The organism is Streptomyces cathayae (assembly GCF_029760955.1).
In the GTDB taxonomy this organism is placed as follows: Bacteria; Actinomycetota; Actinomycetes; order Streptomycetales; family Streptomycetaceae; genus Streptomyces; species Streptomyces cathayae.
On record NZ_CP121682.1, the window covers coordinates 5,263,079 to 5,288,077 of the forward strand.

The window sequence follows — 24,999 nt, forward strand, 5'->3', positions numbered from 1 at the left end:
ACTATGGGGCCGCAGAGTAAACGGCTGGGCACCGAACGTAGCGATCCATTGGTCTGGGTGCAAATCGTTCAGAGATAATTGTCTCCATGATTCTCTGTGTCGAGTTGAGTCCGGCACCATGTGGGGGTGACTCGAACTGCGCAACTCGGTAACCGGACGTCAACTGTCCTGGGCCGCAGGCTTGGTGATGAACTCCTCCGACTGCGGGATGCGGCGGCCAGGACTCAGCAACAGGCTGCTGAGGTCATCAGCGCCACCAACTCCAAGATCGTCAAAATGGAACGCGGTTGGGTGCCGATGCGTGATCCGGACATCCGTGCGCTGTGTGAGTTCTATGGCCTGACGGACCGGAAGGCGCTGGCCCAGTTGCTGGAACTCGCCAGGCTGGACCGGGAGAGGCGCAAGGCGAAGGGGTGGTGGCAGGACTCACCGCACCCCGGTGCGCTGACCGAGTACATCGCCATGGAGGACGCCGCGAGCCGTGTCCGTACCTGGCAGCTCTCGTTGGTGCCGGGACTGTTCCAGACGCCCGAGTACGCACGGTCGTTGGCGGTCAGCGAAGGGGTTGGTTCCTGGGAGGATCCTGCGGAGATCGAGCGGATCGTGGACATCCGGATGCGCAGGCAGGACCGTCTGGTGGGGGAGCGTGCGCTCGACGTGTACGCCGTCGTATGGGAGGCGGCGCTGCGGCAGTTGATCGGTGGCTCCTCGACGATGCGCGGTCAGCTGGAACGCCTTCTGGAGGTGGCTGAACTGGGGAACGTCCGGCTTCAAGTCCTTCCGTTCCACGCAGGAGGACACCCGTGCATCACGGCCCCGTTCACCATCCTGTCGTTCCAGGAGACCGAGGCGGTGGACGTGGTCCAGGCCGACACCATCGCTTCCAGTGTGTGGGTGGAGAACGAGGCGGCGAGCAGCGAGTACGGCGACCTCTTCGACCGAACAGCCCGGCGGAGCCTCGCTCCGCGTGACTCCGTACGGCTCATCGACGCCATCCGACAGGAGATGTGACCAGTGCCCGAATTCGACTTCGTGAAGTCCAGCTACAGCAATACCTCTGGCGAATGTGTGGAGGTCGCCCTCGGTACCCCCCACGTCGTGGCTGTGCGCGACTCCAAAGATCCCAGCGGTCCGATACTTCGCCTCACCGCGGCCACCTGGGCGGAGTTCACCGCGTCGCTGGACTGAGTGCTCAAGGGTCCGCTGCGGCGGTGCGCGGACTCGCTCCGGGGCCTTTTACACAGCGCGATCGTCACGGTATCCGTTTCCGAGTTGCGAGCTTGAACGGGTCCCTGGCCGACGTGGCCTGCCGGGGACGGCCTTGAAGACCGTGGTCGTCGTCGCCTCATCGAGATCCGGCCTCGCCCACCAGAGCGCTGACCGGCCTCATGGTCCGCACGGCGCGCCGGCTCACGTTGCACTGAGGGCCGGGCGCGGCCGCTCGCGGTCGGCCAGGGCGCAAGGTGTCGGGTCCGCCGTGATCGCGGCGGACCCGACGCCTTGACCGTCGCAGCCGTTACCGCCGGCTCGGCCCCCGCCGGCCCGCCGGCACCGCGGACGTCACTTCACCACGACGTGGTCCCCGGACGACGTCGACGGCCCGGTGGTGGTGTTGCCGTGGTACACCCAGCGCCACGTACCCGTCTTGGAGGCCTTCACGGTCGTCCTGAGAGCACCCGAGCCGTTCGCGTACACCTTCTTCACCGTGGTGTAGGAGGCGGTGCCGGCAGGCTTGAACTGCAGGCTCACCAGGCGGCCTCCGTAGGAGGCGTACTTCCTGGTCTCCCAGTTGGCCCGCGTGACCTTTCCGGTCACGGTGATGGTCCCGCCCTTGGACACCGGTTCGGGCGAGGCGTTGACGGTCAGGCGGGAGTTGCGCTTGACGTGGACCGTCAGCCCCTTGTCGTCGGTGTCACCACCGCCGCCCTTGAAGTGCACCTCGGCCCCGACCTTCCAGGCCCCGGCCTCGCTGTTGTACATGTCCCACAGGCTCGGGTCGAAGTACATCGTCTCGTTGAAGTCGCAGACGCTCGTGCTCACCCTGATGCAGTCGCTCGTCTCGATGGCGTGCCACAGCCGGTCACCCGAACCACTCCGGTACAGGAACACCGCAGGCGCCCACTTCCACTTGTGCGTGGTCGTCATCCGGAAGGAGGCGGGCGCCGCGACCTCCTTCGACACCCCGATCACAATCGGCTTGCCGCCGTTCACCTGGACACGGGTGAACGAGACCCCACCCTCGGCCGCCCCGGCCGGCACCGCGGCCACGGCCGTGAACACCGCCGCCGCACCACCGGCCACGACGACTCTCCAGACCTGCTTCCCCACCTGATCCCCGATCTCCGTACGGAAGGCACCGAAGGCTCATCCCTCCAGCGCCTTACAGACAGCCGGCATCCACACGGGGTTGTACACCCGCGCATCACAATGGGGCATCAGGCAATCCCCAACGCCGCCTGAGCGAAGACCCCGTACGTCAGGCCACCGGCACCTGTTCGGTCTGGGCGGAGTTCACCGCGTCGCCGGCCTGGGTGTTGGTGGGGCCGGCCTCGGGGGACCCCCGTTCCTCCGAGGCCGGCCGTGTGCCGGTCAGGCGTGGCGCAGTTCGGTCGGGTGGGTCGAGCGGTGGAGGAGGGGGAGGGCCGTCGCCGAGGCCAGGAGGCAGGCCGTGTAGGCCGCCGGGGGGATCAGCAGGGCGGCCCAGGGGAAGGACGGGATGGCTGTCAGGGTGCCGTAGGCGATACCGACCGCCATGCCGCCCAGGCCCGCCAGGAGCAGGGACGGTGCCAGGGGGAGCGCGGACTCCAGGAGCAGCGCCCGGTTCAGTACCGAGCGCGGCACACCGGCCGCGACCTGCGCGGACAGGCCCCGTCGGCGAGTGGCCAGGGACTCGGCGGTGCCGACGGCGAGGCCGGTCAACGTGATCAGCAGGGCCACGCAGATCGCCGCGGCGGTCAGGTCCAGGCCCGTCGTGTAGTACGACAGGGACTCGCCCAGGGTCACTTGGTCGCGGTGCAGTACGGCGAGGAACGCGTGACGCACTCCCATGAACCCGGTGCCGACGACCGTCACCAGCAGCATGGCCGCATGTGTGCGGGACGCCGCCCACGGGTCGGCGCGCAGTCGTTCCGCCGCGATCAGTACGGCCGCCGACCGGGCCCGGCCCGCGAGGACCCGCCCCATCAGCCGGGAGGAGGCCCCGGCCAGCCACACCGAGCCCGCGCCGACCGTGAGCAGCGCGGCGAACATCGTCACCGGGAACTGCCAGTTCACCCTGCCGGCCGGTGCGCGGTCGGACATCGCGGTCAGCACGCCCACCGCCGCCACCAGGATCGCCGAACCCAGGAACAGCCTCCCCGGTCTGCGGGACGAACGGACACCCGTCTCGCGGCGCACCCAGCCCAGGGGCGAGGCCACCACCCGGCGCAGCGCCAGCACGCTCGCCACCGCGCCCAGCACGGGCACGGCCACGGCGATCAGGGCCACCGCCACCCAGGCGAGCGCGGTCGGCCGGGCCCACAGGCGCAGCAGGAGCAGCACCGAGAAGACGGTCGCCACCGCCGAACCGAGCAGGCAGGCGAGTCCGGTCTCCAGGGCTGCGACCCGCCGCACCTGCCAGGGCGTCGCCCCGGCCAGCCGCAGTCCGGCCAGCCGCCGGTCCCGGTGCACGGCCCCGACGCGGGCACACTGCCCGAGGAATCCGAGCACCGGAATCAGCAGGAGCAGCAGGCCGAAGATCACCCCGGCACGCGTTCCGGGCTCGTCGAGCAGGCCCTCGGCGACGGGTACGCGATAGTAGCGGTCCCTCAGCGACAGCAGGACGCCGGCGGCGAGTGCGCATCCGGTGGCGAGCGCGGCACCGGCCGCGGTGAGCAGGATGCGCCACCACTCCCGCCGGTCGGACCCGCGGGTGAGCTGCCAGGCCAGGCGGAGATCGGAGCGGAGGGAGGGGGCGGAAGGGGTGGAGAGCGAGGTGCTCACGCGCTCACCTCCAGCGAGGTCACGGTTCCGTCGCGCAGCTGTACCTCGCGGTCCGCGTACGCGGCCACCTGGGCGTCGTGCGTGATCAGGAGGACCGCCGTGCCCGCCTCGCGGGCCGTGTGCGCCAGGGCCGTCATCACCTGTTCGCCCGCGAGCGAGTCCAGGGCACCGGTCGGCTCGTCGGCGAAGACCACCTTCGGGCCGGTGACCAGGGCCCGTGCCAGCGCCGCCCGTTGGGCCTGCCCGCCGCTCATCTCGCCCGGCCGCAGGTCCCCCTGCCCGTGCACCCCGAACCGCTCCAGCCACTCCCCGGCCCGCTCCCGCGCCCCCGCCCGGTCGGTGCCGGCCAGCATCAACGGCAGCGCCACGTTGTCGAGCGCGGTCAGCTCCGGTACGAGCTGCCCGAACTGGAACACCACCCCGAAGTCGGTGCGGCGCAGCTCGCTCAGCCGCTTCTCCGGCAGCTCCTCCAGCCGCAGCCCCGCATACGTCACCGAGCCGGCGTCGGGGCGGACGATCCCGGCGAGGCAGTGCAGCAGCGTCGACTTGCCGCTGCCGCTGGCCCCGGTCACCGCGAGGATCTCGCCGGTGTGCAGTTCGACGGAGGCGCCGCGCAGGGCCTGCGTCCTGCCGTGTGCCTTGGCCAGGCCGCGGGCCGCGAGCAGTGGCTCGGTCGGCGGCTGGTCGTCCCCTTCGCTCATGGTGCTCAGGTTGTTCACGTCGCGTCGACCTCCGCGGTCAGGGTGGTGAGCCGGGCCGCCGTGGTGGTCATCCAACGGAGGTCGGCATCCAGGTGGTTGAGGGCGTAGTCCGCCGAGAGCACGGTCGCCGGGCCGGCGCCGCCCGCGGACTTCACCGCGGTGAGTTCCCGCATCCGCCGCATGTGGGCGGCGCGTTGGGCGTGCAGATACGCGGCCGGGTCGCCGCCGGACAGGATCGACACCACGACCTTGGCGAAGATCTCGTTGGTCACGAAGGGCGCGGGCGGGGCGATCTCCCCGGCCCAGCGGGCCAGTTCACGCGTCCCCTCGTCCGTCGTGCGGTACGCCGTCCGCTCCGGACCGCCGTCGGAGGCGGTGCCGTCGATCTCGGCGAGACCATCGCGGACCAGGCGTTGCAGGGTCGTGTAGACCTGGCCGTAGGCCAGCGGGCGGGCTTCGGGGAACCGTTCGTCGTGGCGTCGCTTGAGGTCGTAGCCATGGCTCGGCCCCGAGGCGAGCAGCCCCAGCAGGATGTGACGGGTGCTCATGGAGATCAGTATGCACCCGGTATATGTACTGAGTGAATAGCGGGGCATGAAAAAGCTCCGCCGCCCGGCCGGCTGGTCGGCCGGGCGGCGGAGCCGTCGGCTCAGTCCGCGACCGCGTAGGCCTCCACCGACCACAGGGAGTAGCCGTACCGGGTGGCGCGGGTCTCGCCCTGGACGCGGACGTGGCGCACGTCGGGTTCGTCCATGCGCACGGTCTCGCGGCCGCCGCCGCTGTCCGGCACCTCGGCCGCCGTGCGCCAGCTGTGGCCGTCCGCCGAGACCTCGACGCGGTACGCCGACGGGTGCGCGTCCTGCCAGTGCAGCGCGACCTTCCCGAGCCGCACCGGTTGTTCCAGTTCGACCTGCCACCAGGCGTCGTCCTCGGCCGGGGACGACCAACGGGTCTCGGGATCACCGTCGTTGGCCGCCGACGCCGGGAAGTCGGGCGTCTCGTCGGCCGAGGAGCTCGCCCGGCCGGTGCGGGCCAGGTCGGGGCCGGCGGTGCGGGGGACGGCGTTCACCGTGAGCGTGTGGGCCGCCCCGCCGAAGCCGAGCCGGACCTCGTACGACCGGGTCGGAGTCCCCGGCTCCACCGTCACCTCGACCGGAACCTGGACGGACGTGCCGCGCGGGACGGTCAGGGTCTCCTTCGGAACCCGTACCTTCACGCCCTTCGGCGCCTCGACGGTCAGCTTGCCGCGCACCTCCTCGGGGCGCAGCGAGCCGAGGGTGGCCGTCAGCCGCCGGGTGCCGCCGATGTCGGTGTCCGCGGGGGCGTCCGGCAGCTTCAGCGTGGCGGCGGGCGCGTCCGTGAACCACGGCACGAGGTGCCGCACCCGGGAGTCGTCCGCGCCGGTGATCCGCACGGCGCCGGCCGGGCCGTCCGCCCGCAACTCGGTGGCGCCGGACGGGGAGAGCGGGCCGAGGCGGCGCCAGCCCGCGCCCGGTACGTGGATCTCGGCCGTCCCCGTGGTGCCGGGCTCGGCCAGTACCGTCACCGTGCTCAGGTCGCGGACCCGCGGCAGGTGTAGCACGCCGTCCTCCGTCCGGCCGCCGGACCCGGCGGTCGGACTGCGGTCGATGCCGGCCCAGTCCTCGTACGCGTCCCGCGCCCGGTCCAGGAACGGGTCGAGGACGCCCTTGCCGACCGTCACCCGGGCCGACTTCAGCCCGGCCCGCTGCTCGGCCAGCTTCCGGTACGCGGTCCAGGCGGCACCCGCGTCGCCGGACTCCTGCGCCCGCAGCATCTCCAGCGCGGTACCGCCGGCCTCGCCGTAGCGGGACAACTGGCCGCTCCAGGGGGCGACTTCGATGGCGAGGGCGGCGGAGCGCGGGGTGTTGGCCAGGCGCTCGGGCAGCTCGCGCAGCACCGTGAAGGCCGCGCGCAGCCGGTCGTCCGCCGCGCGGCCCGCGTCCGTGCCGGCGGTCGCGCGGGTGCGCCAGAACTCCGCCAGCAGCGGTCGCAGATACGCCGATTCCTCGGCGCCGAGCACCGAGGACGCGTCGTTGCCCGCGAGCGCGGACAGGGACTTCTCGAGTTCGGCGTCGCCACCCGCGAGGTCGGCGATCGCGGCCCGCCAGGACTCCTGGGGGCGGTAGTCGCGCGGGTTCCAGGCGAAGTCGGCGGCGGTGAACAGCGGGATGCGGGACGCCTCGGGCTGCTCCATCGCGTTGGCGAGCAGGGCCGCCGAACCGGCGGCGACGGCGGGTTCCCGGCCCTGGTAGGGGCCGAGGAAGATCCGGCCGGGGGCGAAGTCGTTGACCGGGTAGTTGTCCATGGTCACCAGTGGACGCCCGAACGCCTCCCGCGCCTTCGCCAGATCGCCGCCCGAGATGGTGCGCGGCACCACCCCGACGCCGGTCCACGCCACCTCGACACCCGCGTCCAGAGCGTGCGAGAGGGCCCGCCGGTACGCGGTCGCCCCGTCCTCGTAGTACTCGGTCGGCATCAACGACATTGCGGAGGAACCGGGATGACGCTCCGCCAGGTGCCGGGCCACCTCGTTCGCCACGTACGCCTGGGCACGCGCGGCCGCCTCCGGACCGGAGCCGAAGCGGCGGGCGTCCTCGCGGCAGTGCCACTCGCTGTAGCTGACGTCCTGGAACTGCAGTTGGAAGGTGCGGAAGCCCAGCGCCCACATCGCGTCCAACTTGCGTGTCAGGGCCCGCAGATCGTCGTCCGAGGCGAAGCACATGGCCTGGCCGGGCGCCACCGCCCAGCCGAGCGTGACGTGGTTGTCCCGGGCCCGCTCGGCCAGCTCCCGGAACTCCGCGCGCCGCCGGTCCGGGTACGGCTCGCGCCAGCGGGCCTGTCGGTACAGGTCGTCACCGGGCGCGTACAGGTACCGGTTCTGCTTGGTGCGGCCCATGAAGTCCAGCTGGGCCAGGCGCTGTTCGTGCGTCCACGGAGTGCCGTAGAAACCCTCGGTGATCCCGCGCACCGCCGTGCCCGGCCAGTCGTGCACGACGACCGCGGTGAAGCCGCCGTCCGGACGCAGGAGTTGACGCAGCGTCTGGACGCCGTGGAACAGGCCGTCCTCGCCCGCGCCGGTGAGGGCGACGGTGCCGTCGCCGACGGTCAGCGTGTAGCCGCCGGACGGGAGGGAGAGTTGGGGGTTGCGCGTCGGCTGCTGCGCGCCCACCCGCACCACGAGCGCCCCCGCGGGCGCCTGTTCGCCGGTGGCGGTGAACCGGCGCGCCCCCGCCTCCCGCAGCAGCTCGCGCAGGGCGTTGAGGGCGCGGGGGTCGGCCGTCGCGTCGGCGGTCAGGGCGACCTCGTCGGTCACCGCGACCGGGGCGCCGTTCGCGCGCAGGGAGTGCGGGCGGGGCCAGACGGCCAGGTCCGTCTCGGCCCGGTCGGGTACGGGGGACGTGGTCGTCCCGGGAACGGGCGGCGCCGCCACGGAGGCGGGCGCTGCGCCCAGGGTTCCGGCGACGACCGCGAACGCGAGGGCGGCCGCCCTCTTCCCAGGCCGCAGTTGCAAGGCTTCTCCTCGAGGAGACGAGACAGAGCGAGAGACACGAGGAACACGCAGAACACGCAGAACACGGAGCCTCTCATTCTGCGCCCCGCCTGCCAACGGGAGAGACCGTTGTGACAGGTTTGTCCTGGTGTGAGACATGGGAACGGGAACAGAATGTGAGCAGGAGCACGTTGTAGGCATGGGTGGGTCTGGTCTCGCGTCCTGTGGGTAGGGGCTGCGGGAACCCGACCGAGCGACTTGCCTCAGTGCTCAGTGCTCAGTGCTCAATGACCAACTGTTCTCGACGAGGAGGCCATCTGTGGCTGCCGCACCGGCTTATGTCCTGTCCCCCGCCCTGTCCAAACCCGTGGCGGAGCTGTCCGCCGAACCCGAGGGGTTGCACGCCTGCGTCTTCAGCGCGGAGGGGCCCCGTGCCGAGGTCCCCCTCACCAGCGAGCCCCCACTGCCCGACGCCGAACCCCTCACCAGCGAGCCCCCGCTCGCCGACGCCGCCCCGCTGACCAGTGAGTCCGACGCCGCCATGGACTCCACCGGACTCGACTCCTTCCCGGCCCAGTACGTCCCGGAGCCCTAGGTGGCCGCGCCCGGCCCGGCCGAGCCGCAGACCGAGGTACCGACCGAGCCGCCGCCCGCCGAGCTTCCGTCCGGGCCCCCGCCCGCCGGGCCCCTGTCCGAGGACCTGGCCCTGCTCGCCGCCCTGCACGGCGTCGCCACCTCCTACAGCCCCTCCCCGGACCGTACGGTCGCCGCCTCCGCCGCCGCCGTCACCCTCGCCCTGGCCGCGCTCGGCGTGGACGCGAGCACGCCGGAGGCCGTCCGCGACGCGCTCGCCGCCGGTGAGCGGGAGCGGGCCGAGCGGCTGCTGCCGCCCACCGTGGTCGCCTGGGGCCCCGGCTTCCCGGCCGCCCTGGCCGCGCTCCCCGAGGGCACCCGCCTGCTGGTGAGCACCGAGCAGGGCGAGACCCGCGCCTCGGCCGCGCGCCTCCCGCCCGGCGTGCACCGGGTCACCGCCACCGCGCCCGACGGCCGCACCGCCGAGGCCCACCTGATCGTCGCCCCGGCCGCGCTGCCCGCGCCCCCGGCCCGCTCGTACGGGCTCCTCGTCCAGCTCTACTCGCTGCTCTCCCGCCGCTCCTGGGGCATGGGCGACCTCGGTGACCTCGGTGAACTGGCCGCCTGGGCGGGCCGTACGCTCGGCGCCGGATTCGTCCAGATCAACCCCCTGCACGCGGCCGTCCACGGCGCCCCGACCGACCCCTCCCCCTACCGGCCCTCCTCGCGCCGTTTCCCCGACCCGGTCCACCTGCGGATCGAGGACGTCCCCGAGTTCGCGTACGTCTCGGGCGCCGAGAACCGAGACCGGCTGCGGGCCCTGAGCGGACGCGCCGCGGAGTTGCGCGAGGCGGTGCTGGAACAGGGCGCCCTGATCGACCGGGACGCCGTGTGGGAGGCCAAGAAGGCCGCGCTCGAACTGGTGAGCGAGGTTCCGCTGGGGCCCGGCCGGCTCGCCGCCTACCGCGACTTCCTCGCCGAGCAGGGCCCGGCCCTGGAGGACCACGCCACCTGGTGCGCGCTCGCCGAGGTGCACGGCCCCGACTGGCACACCTGGCCGGACGGCCTGCGCGACCCGCGCTCACCCGAGACCCGTCGGGCCCGCCGCGAACTGACGGCCCGCGTCGACTTCCACTCCCGGCTGGCCTGGCTCACCGACACCCAGCTCACCGCCGCCCAGCGGGCCGCCTGCGAGGCCGGGATGCCGGTCGGGATCGTCCACGACCTCGCGGTCGGCGTGCACCCCGGCGGCTCCGACGCCTGGGCGCAGCAGGACACCCTCGCCGCCGGCATGTCGGCCGGCGCCCCGCCCGACGCCTTCAACGCCCGCGGCCAGGACTGGGGCCTGCCGCCCTGGCGCCCCGACCGGCTCGCCACCTGTGGTTACGCGCCCTTCCGCGCCCTGCTCCGGGCCCTCTTCCGGTACGCGGGCGCCCTGCGCATCGACCACGTGATGGGCCTGTTCCGGCTCTGGTGGGTCCCCCGGGGGTACCCGCCCACCGAGGGCACGTACGTCCGCCACGACGCCGAGGCCATGCTCGCCGTCCTCGTCCTGGAGGCGTCCCGCGCCGGGGCGGTGGTGATCGGCGAGGACCTGGGCACGGTGGAGCCCGGGGTGCGCGAGGCGCTGCGCGAGCGCGGGGTGCTCGGCACCTCGGTGCTCTGGTTCGAACGGGACTGGGAGGGCGACCGCCGGCCGCTGCCGCCCGGGGCCTGGCGTGCCGACTGCCTGGCCACCGTCACCACCCACGACCTGCCGCCCACCGCGGCCCGCCTCACCGGCGAGCACGTCGAGCTCCGCGACGGCCTCGGCCTGCTCACCCGCCCCCTGGCCGAGGAGCGCGCGGAGGCCGCCGCCGACACCGGGGAGTGGCTGGAGCTGCTGGCCCGGCTCGGCCTGCTGCACGGCGCGGGCGGTACCGCCGGCTCCGAGGAGTCCGAGGCGTCTGCGGAATCCGAGGAGGAGGCGCGGATCCAGGCCGTCCACCGCTATCTGCTGCGCACCCCCGCCCGGATGATCGGCGTCTGGCTCCCCGACGGCGTCGGCGACCGGCGCCTGCAGAACCTGCCCGGCACCTGGGACCAGTACCCGAACTGGCGCCTGCCGATCGCCGACGCGCGGGGCCGTCCGATGGCGCTGGAGGACCTGACGGCGTCCCCGCGGCTGCACGCGCTGCTCGACGCCGTCCGCACCCAGGCCGCCCACGGTGCCCCCGCCACCCAGGTCACCCGACCGAGTGGTGCGGGCGGCGGTCCCTGAGGACAGAACCGGCCGGACCGGGGCACATCCGGTCCGACCGGGGCCCCGTACGGCACCCCGGGCGCGCGGGCCCCCTGGGCGTTCGCTAGTTTGGGCACCGTGGACAAGACGAACGCCCTGCGCGCCGGCGCCCTGGCAGCCGGTACGACGCTGATGATGCTGCTCATGACGTCCCCCGCGCTCGCGCTCACCCGTGACGACGGGGACGACCCCGGCACGGGCCTGAGCGTCGTCGAGACGCTGGGCCTCTACGTCGTGGCCCCGATCGCGATCTTCCTGGCCATCACCGGTCTGGTGATGGTCCTCGACAGGTCGGACAAGAAGAAGGACACGACCAGCTCCAACATCAGGATCAAGCCGGAATCCAAGGCCGACGCCAAGGCCTGACCCCGGCCCGGGACCCCGGTCGGTCGTCCCCGCAGCTTTCCGAGGGCGCCGTCCCCGCCGTACGCGGCGGGGACGGCGCCCTTCGTGCTGCGTACCGTTCCGGCGCAAGGGACGGCTCACCACACCCGAGGGGAGACGGAGGCGATGTTCGCGACGACGGGCAGTGGCCCGACCGGTCTGGGAGGATCACCAGGACCGCATGAACGAACGCAGGGGTGGGGAACATGATTTTTCTGGTGCTGCTGGGCATCTTGGCGCTCGTCGTCGGTGGGTGCGTATGTGTGGTGTGGGCGGAGCGTGGTGGACCCCGCTGGACCCGCGCCGTGGCGGCCACGACGCTCGCCGCCGGGGAGCTGCTGCGCAGCTTCGGGAAGAACCGGGGCCAGGGCCTGAACGGGTCCGCCGACGGCGGCCAGGGCCTGAACGCGTCAACCGGCGACGGTAGCTAGGGAAACCGGGAGAGGGACCGACGGCTCATCCGCACGCAGCGTCCCGCGCCGCTGCCCACCGCGGGGCCGTCCTCTCGCACCGTGCACTCGGCCTGTGCGAGAGGACGCTCGCGTGTCCCGGCACCATGCCGCACGTTCACGGCGGTACGCCGACGTCGTTCGAGGACGAGGCCCTGCGCAGGCGCCTGGTCGGAGCACTGCGCAGGCGGGCCTTCGTACGGGCCTCCGTACGGCGAGGGGCGCCCGGCGTGACTCGTGCCGGGCGCCCCTGAGGTGTCTCCCTACGGGCTACGCCCGTTCGGCCGCCGCGTCCGCGGCCTGGGCGCGCAGGGCCCGCTCGACGCCCGCGCGGGACTCGGAGACCAGACGGCGCAGGGCCGGGCTCGGGTCGGCCGAGGCGAGCCAGGCGTCGGTGCGGTCCAGGGTCTCGCCGGTGACCTGGATCGCCGGGTAGAGGCCGACCGCGATCTGCTGGGCCATCTCGTGCGAGCGGGACTCCCAGACGTCCTTGAGCGCCTCGAAGTACCGCTCCGTGTACGGCGCCAGCAGCTCACGCTGGTCGGTCTGGACGAAACCGGCGATCACCGCCTCCTGGAGCGCGTTCGGCAGCTTGTCGGACTCGACGACCGACGCCCACGCCTCCGCCTTGGCCTCCTCGGTCGGCCGGGCGGCGCGCGCGGTGGCGGCGTGCCGCTCACCCGCGGCGGTCCTGTCACGCTCGTACTCGCCCGTGATCTCGGTCTCGTCGTACCGGCCCACCGCCGCGAGCCGCTGCACGAACGCCCAGCGCAGCTCCGTGTCGACGGCCAGGCCCTCGACGGTCTGCGTGCCGTCCAGCAGGCTGTCCAGGAGGTCCAGCTGCTCCGGCGTCCTCGCCGTCGCGGCGAACGCGCGCGCCCACGCCAGCTGGTGGTCGCTGCCCGCCTCGGCGGCCCGCAGATGGGCCAGCGTGGCCTCCGTCCAGCGGGTGAGCAGGGCCTCGCGGGCGACCGGCGCGGCGTACAGGTCGATCGCCAGCTTCACCTGGCGGTGCAGCGACTGCACCACGCCGATGTCCGACTCCTTGCCGATGCCCGACAGCACCAGGGACAGGTAGTCGCGGGTGGCGAGTTCGGCGTCCCGGGTCATGTCCCAGGCCGACGCCCAGCTCAGCGCGCGCGGCAGGGACGCCTCGAAGTCGCCGAGGTGCTCGGTGACGAAGGCCAGCGACCGCTCGTCCAGGCGGACCTTGGCGTACGACAGGTCGTCGTCGTTGAGCAGGATCACGTCGGGACGGGCCTTGCCGACGAGCTGCGGTACGGCGGTCAGCTCGCCGTCGACGTCCAGCTCGACCCGGTCGCCGCGCACCAGCTTGCCGCTCGCCTCGTCCAGGTCGTACAGGCCGACGGCGATGCGGTGCGGACGCAGGGTGGCCTCGCCCTTGGCGCCGGCGGGCAGCGCCGGGGCCTCCTGGCGGATGGCGAAGGAGTTGATGACGCCCGTACCGTCCGCGCCGTCGGTCTCGATCTCCGGGCGCAGCACGTTGATGCCGGCCGTCTGGAGCCACTTCTTCGACCAGGTGCTCAGATCACGGCCGGAGGTCTCCTCCAGGGCGCCCAGCAGGTCCGACAGGCGCGTGTTGCCGTACGCGTGGCGCTTGAAGTACGCCTGCACGCCGCGGAAGAACGCGTCCTCGCCGACGTAGGCCACCAGCTGCTTCAGCACGGAGGCGCCCTTGGCGTACGTGATGCCGTCGAAGTTGACCAGCACGTCGTCCAGGTCACGGATGTCGGCCATGATCGGGTGTGTGGACGGCAGTTGGTCCTGGCGGTACGCCCAGGTCTTCATGGAGTTCGCGAACGTGGTCCAGGAGTGCGGCCACTTCGAGCCTGGTGCGTCGGCCTGGCAGGCGGCCTCGGCGTAGGTGGCGAACGACTCGTTCAGCCACAGGTCGTTCCACCACTCCATGGTGACCAGGTCGCCGAACCACATGTGCGCCAGCTCGTGCAGGATCGTCGCGGCCCGCACCTCGTAGGCGGCGTCCGTCACCTTCGACCGGAAGACGTACTGGTCCCGGATCGTCACCGCGCCGGCGTTCTCCATCGCGCCCGCGTTGAACTCCGGTACGAACAGCTGGTCGTACTTCCCGAAGGGGTACGCGTAGTCGAACTTCTCCTGGAACCACTCGAAGCCCTGCCGCGTGACGTCGAAGATGGCGTCCGCGTCGAGGAACTCGGCGAGCGAGGGCCGGCAGTAGATGCCGAGCGGCACCGACTGGCCGTCCTTCTCGTACACGCTGTGCACGGAGTGGTACGGGCCGACGATCAGCGCGGTGATGTACGTCGAGATCCGCGGCGTCGGCTCGAACTCCCAGACGTTGTCCCGGGGTTCGGGCGTCGGCGAGTTGGAGACGACGGTCCAGCCCTCCGGGGCCTTCACGGTGAACCGGAAGGTCGCCTTGAGGTCCGGCTGCTCGAAGCTCGCGAACACCCGGCGGGCGTCCGGCACCTCGAACTGGGTGTAGAGGTAGGCCTGGTCGTCGACCGGGTCGACGAACCGGTGCAGGCCCTCACCGGTGTTGGTGTACGCGCAGTCGGCGTTCACCCGCAGGACGTTGCGGCCCGGGAGCAGGCCCGGCAGGGCGATCCTGGAGTCCTCGAACACCTCGGCGGGGTCGAGGGAGTCACCGTTGAGGGTCACCTCGTGGACGGTGGGAGCCACCAGGTCGATGAACGACTGCGCCCCCTCCCCGTCCTCGGAGACGTCGAAGCGCACCGTGGTCACGGACCGGTAGGTGCCGCCCTCCTGCGCGCCGGAGAGATCGAGGTCGATCTCGTACGAGTCAACGGTCAGCAGCTTCGCCCGCTGCTGCGCCTCTTCGCGAGTCAGGTTTGTGCCAGGCACGCGGTCATCTCCTCGTTATGTGTGGGTTGCGTCATCCTTCCACGTGACCGGCACGGAACGCGATGACCATTTCCCGCCGGTGGCGCGCCCGGCCCGGCGCGAGCCTGGAACCATGACGACGACCCACCACACCGCCCGCCCCGTCCCGGCCCCGGTCCTGGAGGAACTGCGCACCCTGGACGACGCGGGCCGCCCCGCGGTCCCCCGCACCGACGACGAGGGCGGCGCCCCGCTCCGCTGCTGCCTGCGCCGCAGCGTGCCCGGGGAGTCGATCGCCCTGGTGTCGTACGCGCCGCTGCGCCGCTGGGCGGCCCGGACGGGCGCCGACCCGGGCGCGTACGACGAGCAGGGCCCGGTCTTCATCCACGCCCAGCAGTGCGCGGGACCGGCACCCGACGCCGGCCTCCCCTTCACCCACGCCCACCGCACGCTGCGCCGCTACTCCGCCGACGGCCGCATCCTGGGTGGCCGCCTGGTGGACACCCCGGACGCCTTCGCCCCCGCCCTCACGGAGGCCTTCACCGACCCGGAGGTCGCCCTCGTCCACGTCCGCGCGGTGGAGTACGGCTGCTTCCTCTACGAGGTCCGACGCGAGGACCGGCAGTGACTGCCCCGTCCGCGGCCGACGGAGCGATCCGGGAAATGGAGAGGGGTGGGGAAGGGCGGGGCGCCTGACCTGGTACAGAAAAGCGGTAGCCGTGCTGTTCCTACTTCAGGTAGCATCCTGAGTATGAAGATCAGTGTGAGTCTGCCGAAGGAGGACCTGGCCTTCGTCGACGAGTACGCCGCCCGTACGGAGGCCGAGTCCCGCTCAGCCGTGATACAGGCCGCCATCGAGTTGCTCAGGCAGGCGCAGCTCGAGCAGGAGTACACGGAGGCTTTCGCCGAATGGGACGGAAGCGGAGACGCCGGGCTGTGGGACCGGACGAGCGGAGACGGGATCACCGATGAGGCGTGGTGACATCTACATGGTGGACCTGGAACCGGCGAGGGGCAGCGAAGCCAATAAGGTGAGGCCGGCAGTGATTGTCTCCAACAACGCTGCCAACGAGTCTGTCGTGCAGCACAACCGGGGGGTCGTCACGGTGGTGCCGCTGACGTCCAACACCTCTCGCGTCCTGACGTTCCAGGTCTTTCTGAGCTCTGACGAGAGCCGCCTGCCGAAGGACTCCAAGGTGCAGTGCGAGCAGGTACGTGCCGTTGCGCCGGACCGCCTGCTGCACAAGGTCGGCGCCGTGCCGCGGCAGCGCATGGCCGAGATCGACGTGGCGCTGCGGCGGCATCTGGCGCTGTGAGCATGCAGAAAGGGGCGTCCGCCGATTGACCGGCGGACGCCCCCTTCCAGTGCGGTGAGCCTCAGCCCTTGAGCTCGGCCGCCACCAGTTCCGCGATCTGGACGGTGTTCAGGGCCGCGCCCTTGCGGAGGTTGTCGTTGGAGACGAACAGGGCCAGGCCGTTGTCGACCGTCTCGTCGCCGCGGATGCGGCCGACGTAGGACGCGTCCCGGCCGGCGGCCTGGAGCGGGGTGGGGATGTCGGTGAGGACGACACCGGGGGCCTCGGCCAGCAGCTCGGTCGCGCGCTCCGCGCTGATCGGGCGGGCGAACCGGGCGTTGATCTGGAGGGAGTGGCCGGAGAAGACCGGGACGCGCACGCAGGTGCCGGAGACCTTGAGCTCCGGGATGTCCAGGATCTTGCGGGACTCGTTGCGCAGCTTCTGCTCCTCGTCGGTCTCGTTCAGACCGTCGTCCACGAGGTTGCCGGCGAAGGGCAGCACGTTGAAGGCGATGGGGCGCTTGTAGACGCCGGGCTCGGGGAAGTCGACCGCCGCGCCGTCGTGGGCCAGCTTGTCGGCGTCGGCGACGACCTTCTGGGTCTGGCCGTGCAGCTCGGCGACGCCCGCGACTCCGGAGCCGGACACCGCCTGATACGTGGCCACGACCAGCGCTTCCAGGCCCGCCTCGGCGTGCAGCGGACGCAGGACCGGCATCGCGGCCATCGTGGTGCAGTTCGGGTTGGCGATGATGCCCTTGGGGCGGTTCGCGATCGCCTCCGGGTTCACCTCGGAGACGACCAGCGGGACCTCGGGGTCCTTGCGCCAGGCCGAGGAGTTGTCGATCACGACGGCACCCTGCGAGGCGACCTTCTCGGCCAGCGCCTTCGAGGTCGCGCCGCCCGCGGAGAACAGCACGATGTCCAGACCGGTGTAGTCCGCGGTGGCCGCGTCCTCGACCGTGACCCCGTCCAGGACCGTCCCCGCCGAGCGGGCCGAGGCGAACAGGCGCAGCTCGGTCAGCGGAAACTTCCTCTCCTTGAGGATGCTGCGCATGACCGTGCCCACCTGACCGGTGGCTCCGACGATTCCGACCCTCACGGTGTCTCCCTACTGCGTTTTTCGCGTTCCTGTTACCTGGCCGAGGCTTTTCCATCATGCGGCCGACCACGGCCCGCCTGTCCAATTGTTAACGCCTTCTGCCCGAACAGTGGGACGCCCCGGCGCCGGGCACCGGTCGCGGACCTGCGGCCGCCACCCCTGCGAGCCGCAGGAAATCAGCCGTCGGGGGCCACCGGCCGCAAGGTCCCCTGCCCCGTCCCGCCCCACCCACACGGCGGTGTGACGTACGCCTCTGCCGGTGCACGGCACCCGGGTGAACGTTCCGGTCCCGGCCGGCGTCGTAGGGGGGACAGGGTGAGGGGGTGGGCAGTGCTGCGCGGAAGAATCCGGCGCGGCCGGCCGGCGTACGGCGCCGCGGACGACGACCCGCTGGACCCGGCGCAGGAACGCCGGGTGCGGGCGGTGCTCGCGCTCGGCGGGGTGCCGCAGGCGGACCTGCCGGACGGGGTGCAGCAGGTCCGCCTGCGGCTGCTGGAACGCGCCGCGAACGGGCAGGAGGCGCCCCGGGACGTCTCCGCGTGGGCGGCGGTGGTCGCCTCCAACCTCGCCATGGACTGGCACCGGGCCAAACGCCGCCAGGAGCGGCTCGGCGAACGCCTTGCCGCGCTGCGCCCGGCGGAGCAGCTCCCCGCCGACGAGGAGACCCGGCTGCTCTCCCTCGCCGTCGCCCGCGGGCTGGACGGGCTGCCCGACGCCCAGCGCCAGGTCGTCGTGCTGCGGTTCTACGCCGACCTCCCGGTGCGCTCGATAGCCGAACAGCTCGGCGTCCCCGAGGGCACGGTCAAGAGCCGGCTGCACACGGCCGTACGGGCCCTGCGCGCCCGCCTGCACGAGGACGAGGTGGTATGACGTGACCGCCCACGACCGTCATCAGGGCGACGGCATGCCCCAGAACGACGGCATGCGCCTAGGCGACGGCACGGACGCCCTCATGGCCGCGCTCCTCGACGAGCCGCTGCCCGCGCGGGCCCGGCAGGACCCGGAGTTCACGGCCGCGCGGGACGCGGCCGCCGCCGACATCGCCGTGCTGCGGGAGCAGCTGGGCCTGATCGGAGACGCGTTGGCCGACGCCGGTGAGCACCGGGAGGCCGGGTCGGGGGCCGGGTCTCCGGTGACCTTCCTGCCCGCCCGCCCCCGCCGTACCCGGCGCCCCCTGCGGATCGCCCTCGGGGCGCTCGTCGCGGCGGCGGCCGCCACGGTGGTCGTCGGCACGGGCTGGCTCGTGACGCAGACCGGGGGAGGGGCGTCCGAGGCGTCGGGTGACAAGGCCGCTGCCGACGCCTCGAGCGCCGAGCAGTCGGCCGGCGCCGCCTTCGGCAGCCCCCGCTACCTCGCCTGCGCCCGGCTCGTCGCCGAGGGCACGGTCGCGGCGGTGGAGCCGGTACCGGGCACGGGCCCGGGCGAGGGCGCCGGGCAGGAGCGCGTCACGCTGACGGCGACCCGGCTCTACCAGCCGGAGAAGGACGCGCGGGGCGGCGATGACGAGATCGTTCTCCTGCGAGAGGTCGACGGCCACCCCCCGCTGCACGAGGGCGACCGGGTGCTGTTCGGCCTGCCCCGCGAGGGCGCCGTCCCGGACACCGTGATCGTCGGCGAGGAGGCCATCGCCCCCGAACGGGCGCGGATCACCGCCGCACTGCCCGTGTCGCGCACCCTGACCTGCGAGTGATCGACGGGGGTGCGTACGGCGAAGGGGCGGGCGCCCCGGTGGACGCCCGCCCCTGCCTCTGGTGGCCGTCGGTTACGGCACGACCTTCTCGATCGTCACGCTGCCCGTGCCCGCGACCGTGCCGCGCGCGTTGACCAGCTGGACGCGCCCGAAGAACTCACGTCCCCCGGGAGCCGCCGCGACGGCGGTGGCGCTGCCGGAGACGGCGGCCGAGTCGCCCGTGCCGAGCTTCACCGAGGCGGCCCCGTCGACCGTGACCTCGCCGAGCGTGGCGGAGAAGAACACGTCCCGGTAGTCGTACTCGGCGGAACCGGCCGGGACGGAGTAGCCCACGACCTGCACGGTGTACGTACCGGCGGCCGGCTTGGCGATGGAGACCGACTCCTCCGAGTCGCCGTCGGCGGACTGGGCGACGCGGGTGCCGGCGGCGTTGTAGACCGCCAGGTCCAGGTCGGCGGCGGTGTCGGTGACGTTGCCGATGGCCACGTCGAGCGACGCGGCGCCCGCGGGCACCTCGACCGTGGTGGTGTGGACGTCACCCGTGCTGATGGTCGGCCGGTCGGTCTTGGCCGAGCCCAGCGGGCCGCCGACCAGCTTGCCGTCCAGGGCGGCGGCCTGGTTGGTCACCTTCCAGGAGACGTCGGCCGGGGTGCCGACCTCGGCCTCCGGGACGGTCACGGTCTCCGGGTCGAAGACCGCGCCGAGCACGGCGACGTCCAGCGTGTACGGGTTGTCGAGCAGCGGCGAGGTGCGGCGCGACTCGACCTCGATCTCCCAGACGCCCGGCTGCGGGTCCGCGTACGAACGCACGTCGGGGCGGCAGGTGTTGGCCGGGTTGGTGTAGTTCGGGTAGCAGTTGACCGTCGACGTCGGGTCGGCCGGGACGCCGTACGGGTGGATGGCGATGAACCGGGTCTGGCTCGTGGCCTTCAGCCCGCCGAGCGCGATCTCCAGCGTCTTCGCGCCCTCGGGCACGGTGACGAAGTAGGAGGTGGTGCTGTTGCGCTGGGCCTTTCCGGAGGCGGAGAAGGTGTGCTTCAGCGGCGCCGAGACGACCACGGTGTTCAGGATCTGCCGGTCGACGCCCTCGGTGCGAGGGTCGTCGACCTCGAGGATCGCGCTCTTCAGACCGGCCGAGCGGGGCGAGGCCTGGACCTTGACGGTCACCGGCTTGTTCAGCGACAGCTGCACGTCGCGGTCGCCGAGGATGCGGAAGGTGTCGCCGGCGTTGTTCTCGAGGCCGAGCCTGTGCCGGATCGCGCGGTCGGGGCCGGACGTACGGGTGACGGTGATGTCGTACGTCTTCTTCTGACCGGCCTTGAGGCCGCCCTCACGGTCGTAGAGGCCGGTGCCGGAGCCCGGGGTCTTCAGGAACTGGTCGATCGCGGTGTCGACCGGCGCCTTGACCGCGTACTCGTGCGCGGTGGCGCCGTCGCGGATCGCGTCCCAGGCGTCCTCGATGTCGATGAGGCCGGCGCCCTCCTCGTAGGCCTGCACGTCCTTGATGTGCCCGGCGGTGGAGGTGAGGGCGGTGCGCAGCTTCGCGGGGGTGAGGTCGATGCGCTTCTGCTTCGCGGCCGACAGCAGCAGCGCGGCGGCACCGGCGGCCTGCGGAGAGGCCATCGAGGTGCCCTGGAGCATGCCGTAACCGGCGGGCAGGGCGTAGCCCGCCTCGGCGACCGGCGCGCCCGGCGACCAGGTCTGGATGGTGTTGATCGCCGCGCCGGGCGCGACGAGCGTCGGCGTGAAGCCTCCGTCCTCACGCGGACCGCGCGAGGAGAACGGCATCATGGCGTACTTCTTCTTCACCTCGGAGCCGTAGTTGGCGGCCCAGGTCTCCTTGGAGATGGTCGCGCCGACCGAGATGACCTTGTCGGCCAGTGCGGGGTCGCCGATGGTGTTGGCGCCGGGGCCGGAGTTGCCCGCGGAGATCACCAGCTGGACGCCGTAGGTGTCGATGAGGCGGCTGTAGAGCTCGGCGCGGGCGTTGTTGCCGTCGTTCAGCGCCGGCAGACCGCCGATGGACATGTTGACGATGTCGACGCCGCGGTTGACGACGAGGTCGATCATGCCCTCGGTGAGCGCCACGCTGGTGCAGCCGCCGGACCAGGTGCAGGCACGGGAGGAGACGATCTTCGCGCCGGGCGCGGCGCCGTCCATCGTGCCGCCGAACAGGCCGTTGGCCGCGGTGATGCCGGCCACGTGCGAGCCGTGCGAGCCCTGGATGAGGCCGATGTTGACGAAGTCGGCCTTGTCGCCGGCCGCGTTGCGGACGACGTCCTTGCGGATCTCCACGACGAACGGCTGGCGCTCGGCGATCTCGGTGGCCGGGTCGTCGGTGCCGAAGTACCCGATCTGGAAGCCGTCCTTGTACGGCTTCATCGGGGTGTCGTCGGAGAAGTCCTGGTTGTTGTTCAGGTCGACACGGACCGTGCCGGCCGCCGCGTCGTACAGCACGCCCCAGGAGTCGGTGGTGTCGCCGTCGCGGTTGGCGTCACCGCCCGCGTCACCGCCGATGGTGTACGACTCCTTGAAGGTGCTGATCCGGTACGAGCCCTCGGGCGCCGTCCAGGTCGTGCCCTCGTGGGTGAAGGTGGGGCCGGACACCGACGCGGTCATCGGGCGCCAGGTCTGGTCGCCGTCCACGACCGGGTCGGTCGCCGTCACCCAGTCGACGATCTTGCGCTCGCCGGTGGTGGTCTTCTGCAGCGCCGGATGGGCGAGGTCCACACCCGTGTCGAGGACGCCGATGGTGACGCCGCGGCCGTCCGCCTTCGGGTTGTCCTTGACGAAGTCGACGGCACCGGTCTCGAAGGACGGGTTGTACGGGTTCTTGGCGGGGGTCCGCTTCCCGGGAGCCGGGTAGCCGCCCTTGCCGCCCTTGCCGGCGGCACCCTCGGTGGTGTCCGCGCCGGGCGTCGGGTCGTCCAGCGGGATCTCCTCGCGCAGGTCGATGCCGTGCACGGTGGAGAGCTTGGCGGCGGCTGCGATGACCGAGTCCGCCTCGGCGGTGGGGACGGTGGCGCGGACGTAGCCGAGCGCGTCGTGGGTCCGGCCGACCGAACCGCCCTTGACCGCGTCCAGCTGCTCGGCGACCTGCGCGGTCTCGCCGGGGGCGGTGGCGATCATCATCGTGACGTTCTTGACGCCGTCCGCCTTGGCCTCGGCGAGCAGGTCCGCGTCCTTCGAACCGAGCTTGTCGGGCGCGGACTTGACGTCGCCGTCGACGGGTGCGGCGGTCGGCGCGCCGGCGGCGACCGCCAGAGGTATCGGTCCGACCGCACTGAGCGCGGCGACGAGGCCGGCGGCCAGGGCGATACGGGCGACACGTCGTGTGCCCGATATCGCTTCGCGCTGGGAGGAACGGGTCATCGGCATCCCTTGCAGGTAAAGGCACCATCGTGGAGCGACCGGAGTCGATCGACCCTGGTCGCGATCGTCCGGAATGCGACCCCGGACGATCGCTGAGCCTTTCGCAAGGGACAGGTGTTTGGGGAGGGTTGGCCGAATCGAAATGGATGTGTGGGGAAAACCCGCTATGCAGGTATCGGGTGTCGGGTGACGAAGCGGGCAAGTCGTCCGCGCGGTCGCGTCGTACGGCGGTGGCCCGTTGTCGGACACTCGCCTGCCGGGCCGACGGTCATCGGGGTAACGTCCCCGAGTGCGAGAGAAGTTGAGGGTGGCGGCCTACGCCGTGGTGGTGCGCGACGGGCAGTTGCTGCTGGCCCGGTCCCCGGTCCCCGGAGGCGCCCCCGAGTGGGTCCTGCCGGGCGGCGGCATGGAGCACGGCGAGGACCCCTACGACACCGTGCGGCGGGAGGTCGAGGAGGAGACCGGCTACCGCATCGAGGTCACCGGCCTGCTCGGTGTGAACTCCAGTCGGCGCACCTTGCCCGGCGGCCGCCTGAGCCGCCCCGTGGACCACCACGGCGTACGGCTGGTCTACGAGGGGCGGATCACCGGCGGCGAGCTCAGGAACGAGATCGGCGGCTCCACCGAACTGGCCGCCTGGCAGCCCCTGGACGCTGTCCCGGAACTGGTCCGGATCCGTCTGGTCGACATCGCGCTGCGGCTGTGGCGGGAGCGGCCGGCCGTGGGACGGGTGGCGGAACGCGCGGAGGGCTGACCGCTGTGGGGTCGCCCGGTCAAGGCCTCTGACCTCGATCGGGTGATTGCGCCGACTGTCGCGATCGGGTCGACGTTCCCCGACCCGGCTCTCCCGTGAAGTGAACGCGGAGTGACCGCGTTCGGGCCGGTGCGGAAGCGGGTTCCGACCCGCGGGGTGGTCCAAGATCCACGTACGGCGATCGGTGTCGCGCGTTGCCGCCGCGTTCACACGCAGGCCATTCCCGCTGCCAAGCATCCAGTACGAGCGGGACGTTCGCCCGGCGGGCGCCCCGCGACCACTGCCGACGCGTTCGCACCCGGGGAGAGAAGCGCCATGCCGCGCATACGCTCAGTCGCCGACTCCGCTGGACTCCACCGCCGTTCCGTCCTCGCCGTCACCGGTGCGGTGGCCCTCTCCGCCGGCGTCGGTTACGCCCTGCGGCCCGACGGCGAGGCCGTCGCGGCGGACGCCGCCACGGACGAGGCCGTGCGCGCCTCCTCCCGGCAGGCACCGGCCGCCCCGCTCGCCCCGTACACCCGGGGCACCACTCTCGAAGGGGTCTCCGTCCCGCGCGGCGGGTCCGGCTACCGGCGCCTCGAGGAAGGGCCGGGCTGGGGACGGGTGATACGCGGCGAACTGGCCGCGGCCCGCTCCGGCCGGGACGACCGCCGCACCACGCTGGCGGCGTTCGTACACCTCACCGACCTGCACGTGCTCGACGTGCAGCACCCGCTGCGCCTGGAGTACCTGCGCTCCACCGATGTGCGCGCCTGGCGGCCCCAGGAGGCGCTCACCGTGCACGGCGCGGTCGCCCTCGTCGAGCGGATCAACGCACTGCGCGGTGCCCCCGTCACCGGCTCCCCGCTGCACTTCGCGATGACCACCGGCGACAACACGGACAACAACACCCGCACCGAACTCGACTGGTTCCTGAAGGTGTTCAGCGGTGGCCGCGTCACCCCCAACTCCGGGGACCCGCGCCACTACGAAGGCGTCCAGAACAGCGGCCTGCGGCAGTACTGGCAGCCGGACACCGCCGTCCGCGACGCCGACAAGCAGCTCGGCTTCCCGCACCTGGACGGCTTCCTCGCGGCGGCCGTCCGCGAGGTCAACAGCCCCGGCCTCAACCTCCCCTGGTACTCCACCGTCGGCAACCACGACACGATGCCGCTCGGCTGCTACGCCTCCCACGGCGACTCCCACCTCGCCGAACTCGCCGTCGGCGGACGGAAACTGATGGAGATACCGGCGGCCGAGGCGAAGAAGCTCCAGCAGGCCATCAAGAAGGCCACCGACCCCCGGGGCGTCCAGTACGGCGAGTTCCTCAAGACCCACGCCCGCGCGATGCGTCCGGTCACCCCCGACGAGGCGCGCGCCCCGTTCACCCCCACCGAGTACCTGAAGGCGCACCTGGACCCCGCACACCGCGGGTTCGGCCCGGTGGGCCACGGCTACACCGCCGCCAACCTCGACGCGGGCACCCAGTACTACGCGTTCCGCGTCTCCGACGACGTCATCGGGATCAGCCTCGACACCACCGACCCTGGCGGCCACTACACGGGCTCCCTCGGCACGGCCCAACTGCGCTGGCTGGAGCGGACCCTGCGGACGAACAAGGACTCCCGCGCGATCGTCTTCAGCCACCACACCAGCGAATCGATGTCGAACACGCACCGCGACCCGGCCCGCCCCGACGAACGGCGCCACGACGGCAGGGAACTCCTCGAGCTCCTCGGCCGGCACCGCAACGTGGTGGCCTGGGTCAACGGTCACCTCCACCGCAACGCCGTCACCCCGCACACCGGACCCGCCGGCTCCTTCTGGGAGATCTCCACCGCCTCCCACATCGACTTCCCCCACCTCGCCCGCGTCATCGAGCTGGTGGACAACGAGGACGGCACGCTGTCCCTCTTCACCACCCTGATCGAGTCCGCGGCCCCGTCCCGCACGGACCACGACGACCTCACCCAGACCGGCCTGGCCGCCCTCTACCGCGAACTGTCCTCCAACGCCCCGGACGCCCGCACCGACCTCGGCGGCACCCCCCAGGACCGCAACACGGAACTCCTCCTCAAGGCGTAGG

At 72.3% G+C, this 24,999-nt stretch carries 21 protein-coding genes; 13 read left to right on the forward strand and 8 right to left on the reverse strand.

Annotation, left to right across the window (positions count from 1 at the left end; translation table 11 throughout):
* The first annotated feature begins 126 nt into the window (after positions 1-126).
* Positions 127-1,011, forward strand: coding sequence for a DUF5753 domain-containing protein (locus tag PYS65_RS24000; RefSeq protein WP_423836116.1), 885 nt, complete (start codon positions 127-129; stop codon positions 1,009-1,011).
* Positions 1,012-1,014: 3 nt separating this feature from the next.
* Positions 1,015-1,188, forward strand: a complete 174-nt coding sequence (locus tag PYS65_RS24005) for a DUF397 domain-containing protein (protein ID WP_279336008.1) — start codon at positions 1,015-1,017, stop codon at positions 1,186-1,188.
* Positions 1,189-1,560: 372 nt separating this feature from the next.
* Here the strand turns inward: PYS65_RS24005 and PYS65_RS24010 are convergent, their stop codons facing one another.
* The 5 genes from PYS65_RS24010 to PYS65_RS24030 form a co-directional block, all read right to left on the reverse strand.
* Positions 1,561-2,328, reverse strand: coding sequence for a hypothetical protein (locus PYS65_RS24010; RefSeq protein ID WP_279336009.1), 768 nt, complete (start codon positions 2,326-2,328; stop codon positions 1,561-1,563).
* 261 nt (positions 2,329-2,589) lie between these two features.
* A complete protein-coding gene (locus PYS65_RS24015) occupies positions 2,590-3,981 on the reverse strand; it encodes an FtsX-like permease family protein (RefSeq protein WP_279336010.1) in 1,392 nt (463 codons plus the stop codon).
* Complete coding sequence (locus PYS65_RS24020) at positions 3,978-4,682, reverse strand: ABC transporter ATP-binding protein (protein WP_279336011.1); 705 nt, start codon at positions 4,680-4,682, stop codon at positions 3,978-3,980. The genes PYS65_RS24015 and PYS65_RS24020 overlap by 4 nt, the downstream gene beginning before the upstream one ends.
* A gap of 14 nt (positions 4,683-4,696) precedes the next feature.
* Positions 4,697-5,230 carry a PadR family transcriptional regulator gene (locus PYS65_RS24025; protein WP_279336012.1) on the reverse strand — a complete coding sequence of 178 codons (534 nt, stop codon included), beginning with the start codon at positions 5,228-5,230 and terminating at the stop codon, positions 4,697-4,699.
* Between the two features lie 101 nt (positions 5,231-5,331).
* On the reverse strand, positions 5,332-8,214 hold the full coding sequence (locus PYS65_RS24030; RefSeq protein WP_279336013.1) for a glycoside hydrolase family 84 protein: 2,883 nt from the start codon (positions 8,212-8,214) through the stop codon (positions 5,332-5,334).
* 298 nt (positions 8,215-8,512) lie between these two features.
* On the opposite strand from PYS65_RS24030, the gene PYS65_RS24035 reads away from it, so the two are divergent.
* The 4 genes from PYS65_RS24035 to PYS65_RS24050 all read left to right on the forward strand — a co-directional run bounded on the left by PYS65_RS24035 (position 8,513) and on the right by PYS65_RS24050 (position 11,862).
* On the forward strand, positions 8,513-8,788 hold the full coding sequence (locus PYS65_RS24035; protein WP_279336014.1) for a hypothetical protein: 276 nt from the start codon (positions 8,513-8,515) through the stop codon (positions 8,786-8,788).
* A 93-nt stretch (positions 8,789-8,881) separates the two neighbouring features.
* Positions 8,882-11,026, forward strand: coding sequence for a 4-alpha-glucanotransferase (gene malQ / locus PYS65_RS24040; protein ID WP_279338053.1), 2,145 nt, complete (start codon positions 8,882-8,884; stop codon positions 11,024-11,026).
* A gap of 99 nt (positions 11,027-11,125) precedes the next feature.
* Positions 11,126-11,413: a hypothetical protein gene (locus PYS65_RS24045; RefSeq protein WP_279336015.1), complete on the forward strand. Its 288-nt coding sequence runs from the start codon at positions 11,126-11,128 to the stop codon at positions 11,411-11,413.
* Positions 11,414-11,637: 224 nt separating this feature from the next.
* Positions 11,638-11,862 (forward strand): hypothetical protein, encoded by a 225-nt coding sequence (locus PYS65_RS24050; protein ID WP_279336016.1) that lies wholly within the window; start codon positions 11,638-11,640, stop codon positions 11,860-11,862.
* A gap of 288 nt (positions 11,863-12,150) precedes the next feature.
* On the opposite strand, the gene pepN is transcribed toward PYS65_RS24050, so the two are convergent.
* Positions 12,151-14,745 carry an aminopeptidase N gene (gene pepN, locus PYS65_RS24055; RefSeq protein WP_279336017.1) on the reverse strand — a complete coding sequence of 865 codons (2,595 nt, stop codon included), beginning with the start codon at positions 14,743-14,745 and terminating at the stop codon, positions 12,151-12,153.
* A gap of 112 nt (positions 14,746-14,857) precedes the next feature.
* Between pepN and PYS65_RS24060 the strand changes: the two genes are divergently transcribed.
* The 3 genes from PYS65_RS24060 (at position 14,858) to PYS65_RS24070 (ending at position 16,040) form a co-directional block, all read left to right on the forward strand.
* A complete protein-coding gene (locus PYS65_RS24060) occupies positions 14,858-15,352 on the forward strand; it encodes a DUF1203 domain-containing protein (RefSeq protein ID WP_279336018.1) in 495 nt (164 codons plus the stop codon).
* 123 nt (positions 15,353-15,475) lie between these two features.
* On the forward strand, positions 15,476-15,706 hold the full coding sequence (locus PYS65_RS24065; RefSeq protein ID WP_279336019.1) for a ribbon-helix-helix domain-containing protein: 231 nt from the start codon (positions 15,476-15,478) through the stop codon (positions 15,704-15,706).
* A 7-nt stretch (positions 15,707-15,713) separates the two neighbouring features.
* Positions 15,714-16,040, forward strand: coding sequence for a type II toxin-antitoxin system PemK/MazF family toxin (locus PYS65_RS24070; RefSeq protein WP_279336020.1), 327 nt, complete (start codon positions 15,714-15,716; stop codon positions 16,038-16,040).
* A gap of 61 nt (positions 16,041-16,101) precedes the next feature.
* On the opposite strand, the gene PYS65_RS24075 is transcribed toward PYS65_RS24070, so the two are convergent.
* A complete protein-coding gene (locus tag PYS65_RS24075) occupies positions 16,102-17,118 on the reverse strand; it encodes an aspartate-semialdehyde dehydrogenase (RefSeq protein ID WP_279336021.1) in 1,017 nt (338 codons plus the stop codon).
* Positions 17,119-17,448: 330 nt separating this feature from the next.
* Between PYS65_RS24075 and PYS65_RS24080 the strand changes: the two genes are divergently transcribed.
* Together PYS65_RS24080 and PYS65_RS24085 are read left to right on the forward strand one after the other, a co-directional pair.
* Positions 17,449-17,988 carry an RNA polymerase sigma factor gene (locus PYS65_RS24080; RefSeq protein ID WP_279336022.1) on the forward strand — a complete coding sequence of 180 codons (540 nt, stop codon included), beginning with the start codon at positions 17,449-17,451 and terminating at the stop codon, positions 17,986-17,988.
* A gap of 1 nt (position 17,989) precedes the next feature.
* Positions 17,990-18,808 (forward strand): hypothetical protein, encoded by an 819-nt coding sequence (locus PYS65_RS24085; protein WP_279336023.1) that lies wholly within the window; start codon positions 17,990-17,992, stop codon positions 18,806-18,808.
* A gap of 72 nt (positions 18,809-18,880) precedes the next feature.
* Here the strand turns inward: PYS65_RS24085 and PYS65_RS24090 are convergent, their stop codons facing one another.
* Positions 18,881-22,180 carry a S8 family serine peptidase gene (locus tag PYS65_RS24090; RefSeq protein ID WP_279336024.1) on the reverse strand — a complete coding sequence of 1,100 codons (3,300 nt, stop codon included), beginning with the start codon at positions 22,178-22,180 and terminating at the stop codon, positions 18,881-18,883.
* A 289-nt stretch (positions 22,181-22,469) separates the two neighbouring features.
* On the opposite strand from PYS65_RS24090, the gene PYS65_RS24095 reads away from it, so the two are divergent.
* Together PYS65_RS24095 and PYS65_RS24100 are read left to right on the forward strand one after the other, a co-directional pair.
* Positions 22,470-22,934, forward strand: a complete 465-nt coding sequence (locus PYS65_RS24095) for an NUDIX hydrolase (protein WP_279336025.1) — start codon at positions 22,470-22,472, stop codon at positions 22,932-22,934.
* Between the two features lie 315 nt (positions 22,935-23,249).
* Positions 23,250-24,998: a TIGR03767 family metallophosphoesterase gene (locus PYS65_RS24100; RefSeq protein WP_279336026.1), complete on the forward strand. Its 1,749-nt coding sequence runs from the start codon at positions 23,250-23,252 to the stop codon at positions 24,996-24,998.
* The last annotated feature ends 1 nt before the right edge of the window (position 24,999 follow it).

Bases quoted from the DNA above. Each gene is read 5' to 3' on its own strand.
- PYS65_RS24020 (WP_279336011.1), bottom strand. From the start codon at position 4,682: ATGAGCGAAGGGGACGACCAGCCGCCGACCGAGCCACTGCTCGCGGCC.
- PYS65_RS24025 (WP_279336012.1), bottom strand. From the start codon at position 5,230: ATGAGCACCCGTCACATCCTGCTGGGGCTGCTCGCCTCGGGGCCGAGC.
- PYS65_RS24050 (WP_279336016.1), top strand. From the start codon at position 11,638: ATGATTTTTCTGGTGCTGCTGGGCATCTTGGCGCTCGTCGTCGGTGGG.
- PYS65_RS24060 (WP_279336018.1), top strand. From the start codon at position 14,858: ATGACGACGACCCACCACACCGCCCGCCCCGTCCCGGCCCCGGTCCTG.
- PYS65_RS24065 (WP_279336019.1), top strand. From the start codon at position 15,476: ATGAAGATCAGTGTGAGTCTGCCGAAGGAGGACCTGGCCTTCGTCGAC.
- PYS65_RS24070 (WP_279336020.1), top strand. From the start codon at position 15,714: ATGGTGGACCTGGAACCGGCGAGGGGCAGCGAAGCCAATAAGGTGAGG.
- PYS65_RS24090 (WP_279336024.1), bottom strand. From the start codon at position 22,180: ATGACCCGTTCCTCCCAGCGCGAAGCGATATCGGGCACACGACGTGTC.
- PYS65_RS24100 (WP_279336026.1), top strand. From the start codon at position 23,250: ATGCCGCGCATACGCTCAGTCGCCGACTCCGCTGGACTCCACCGCCGT.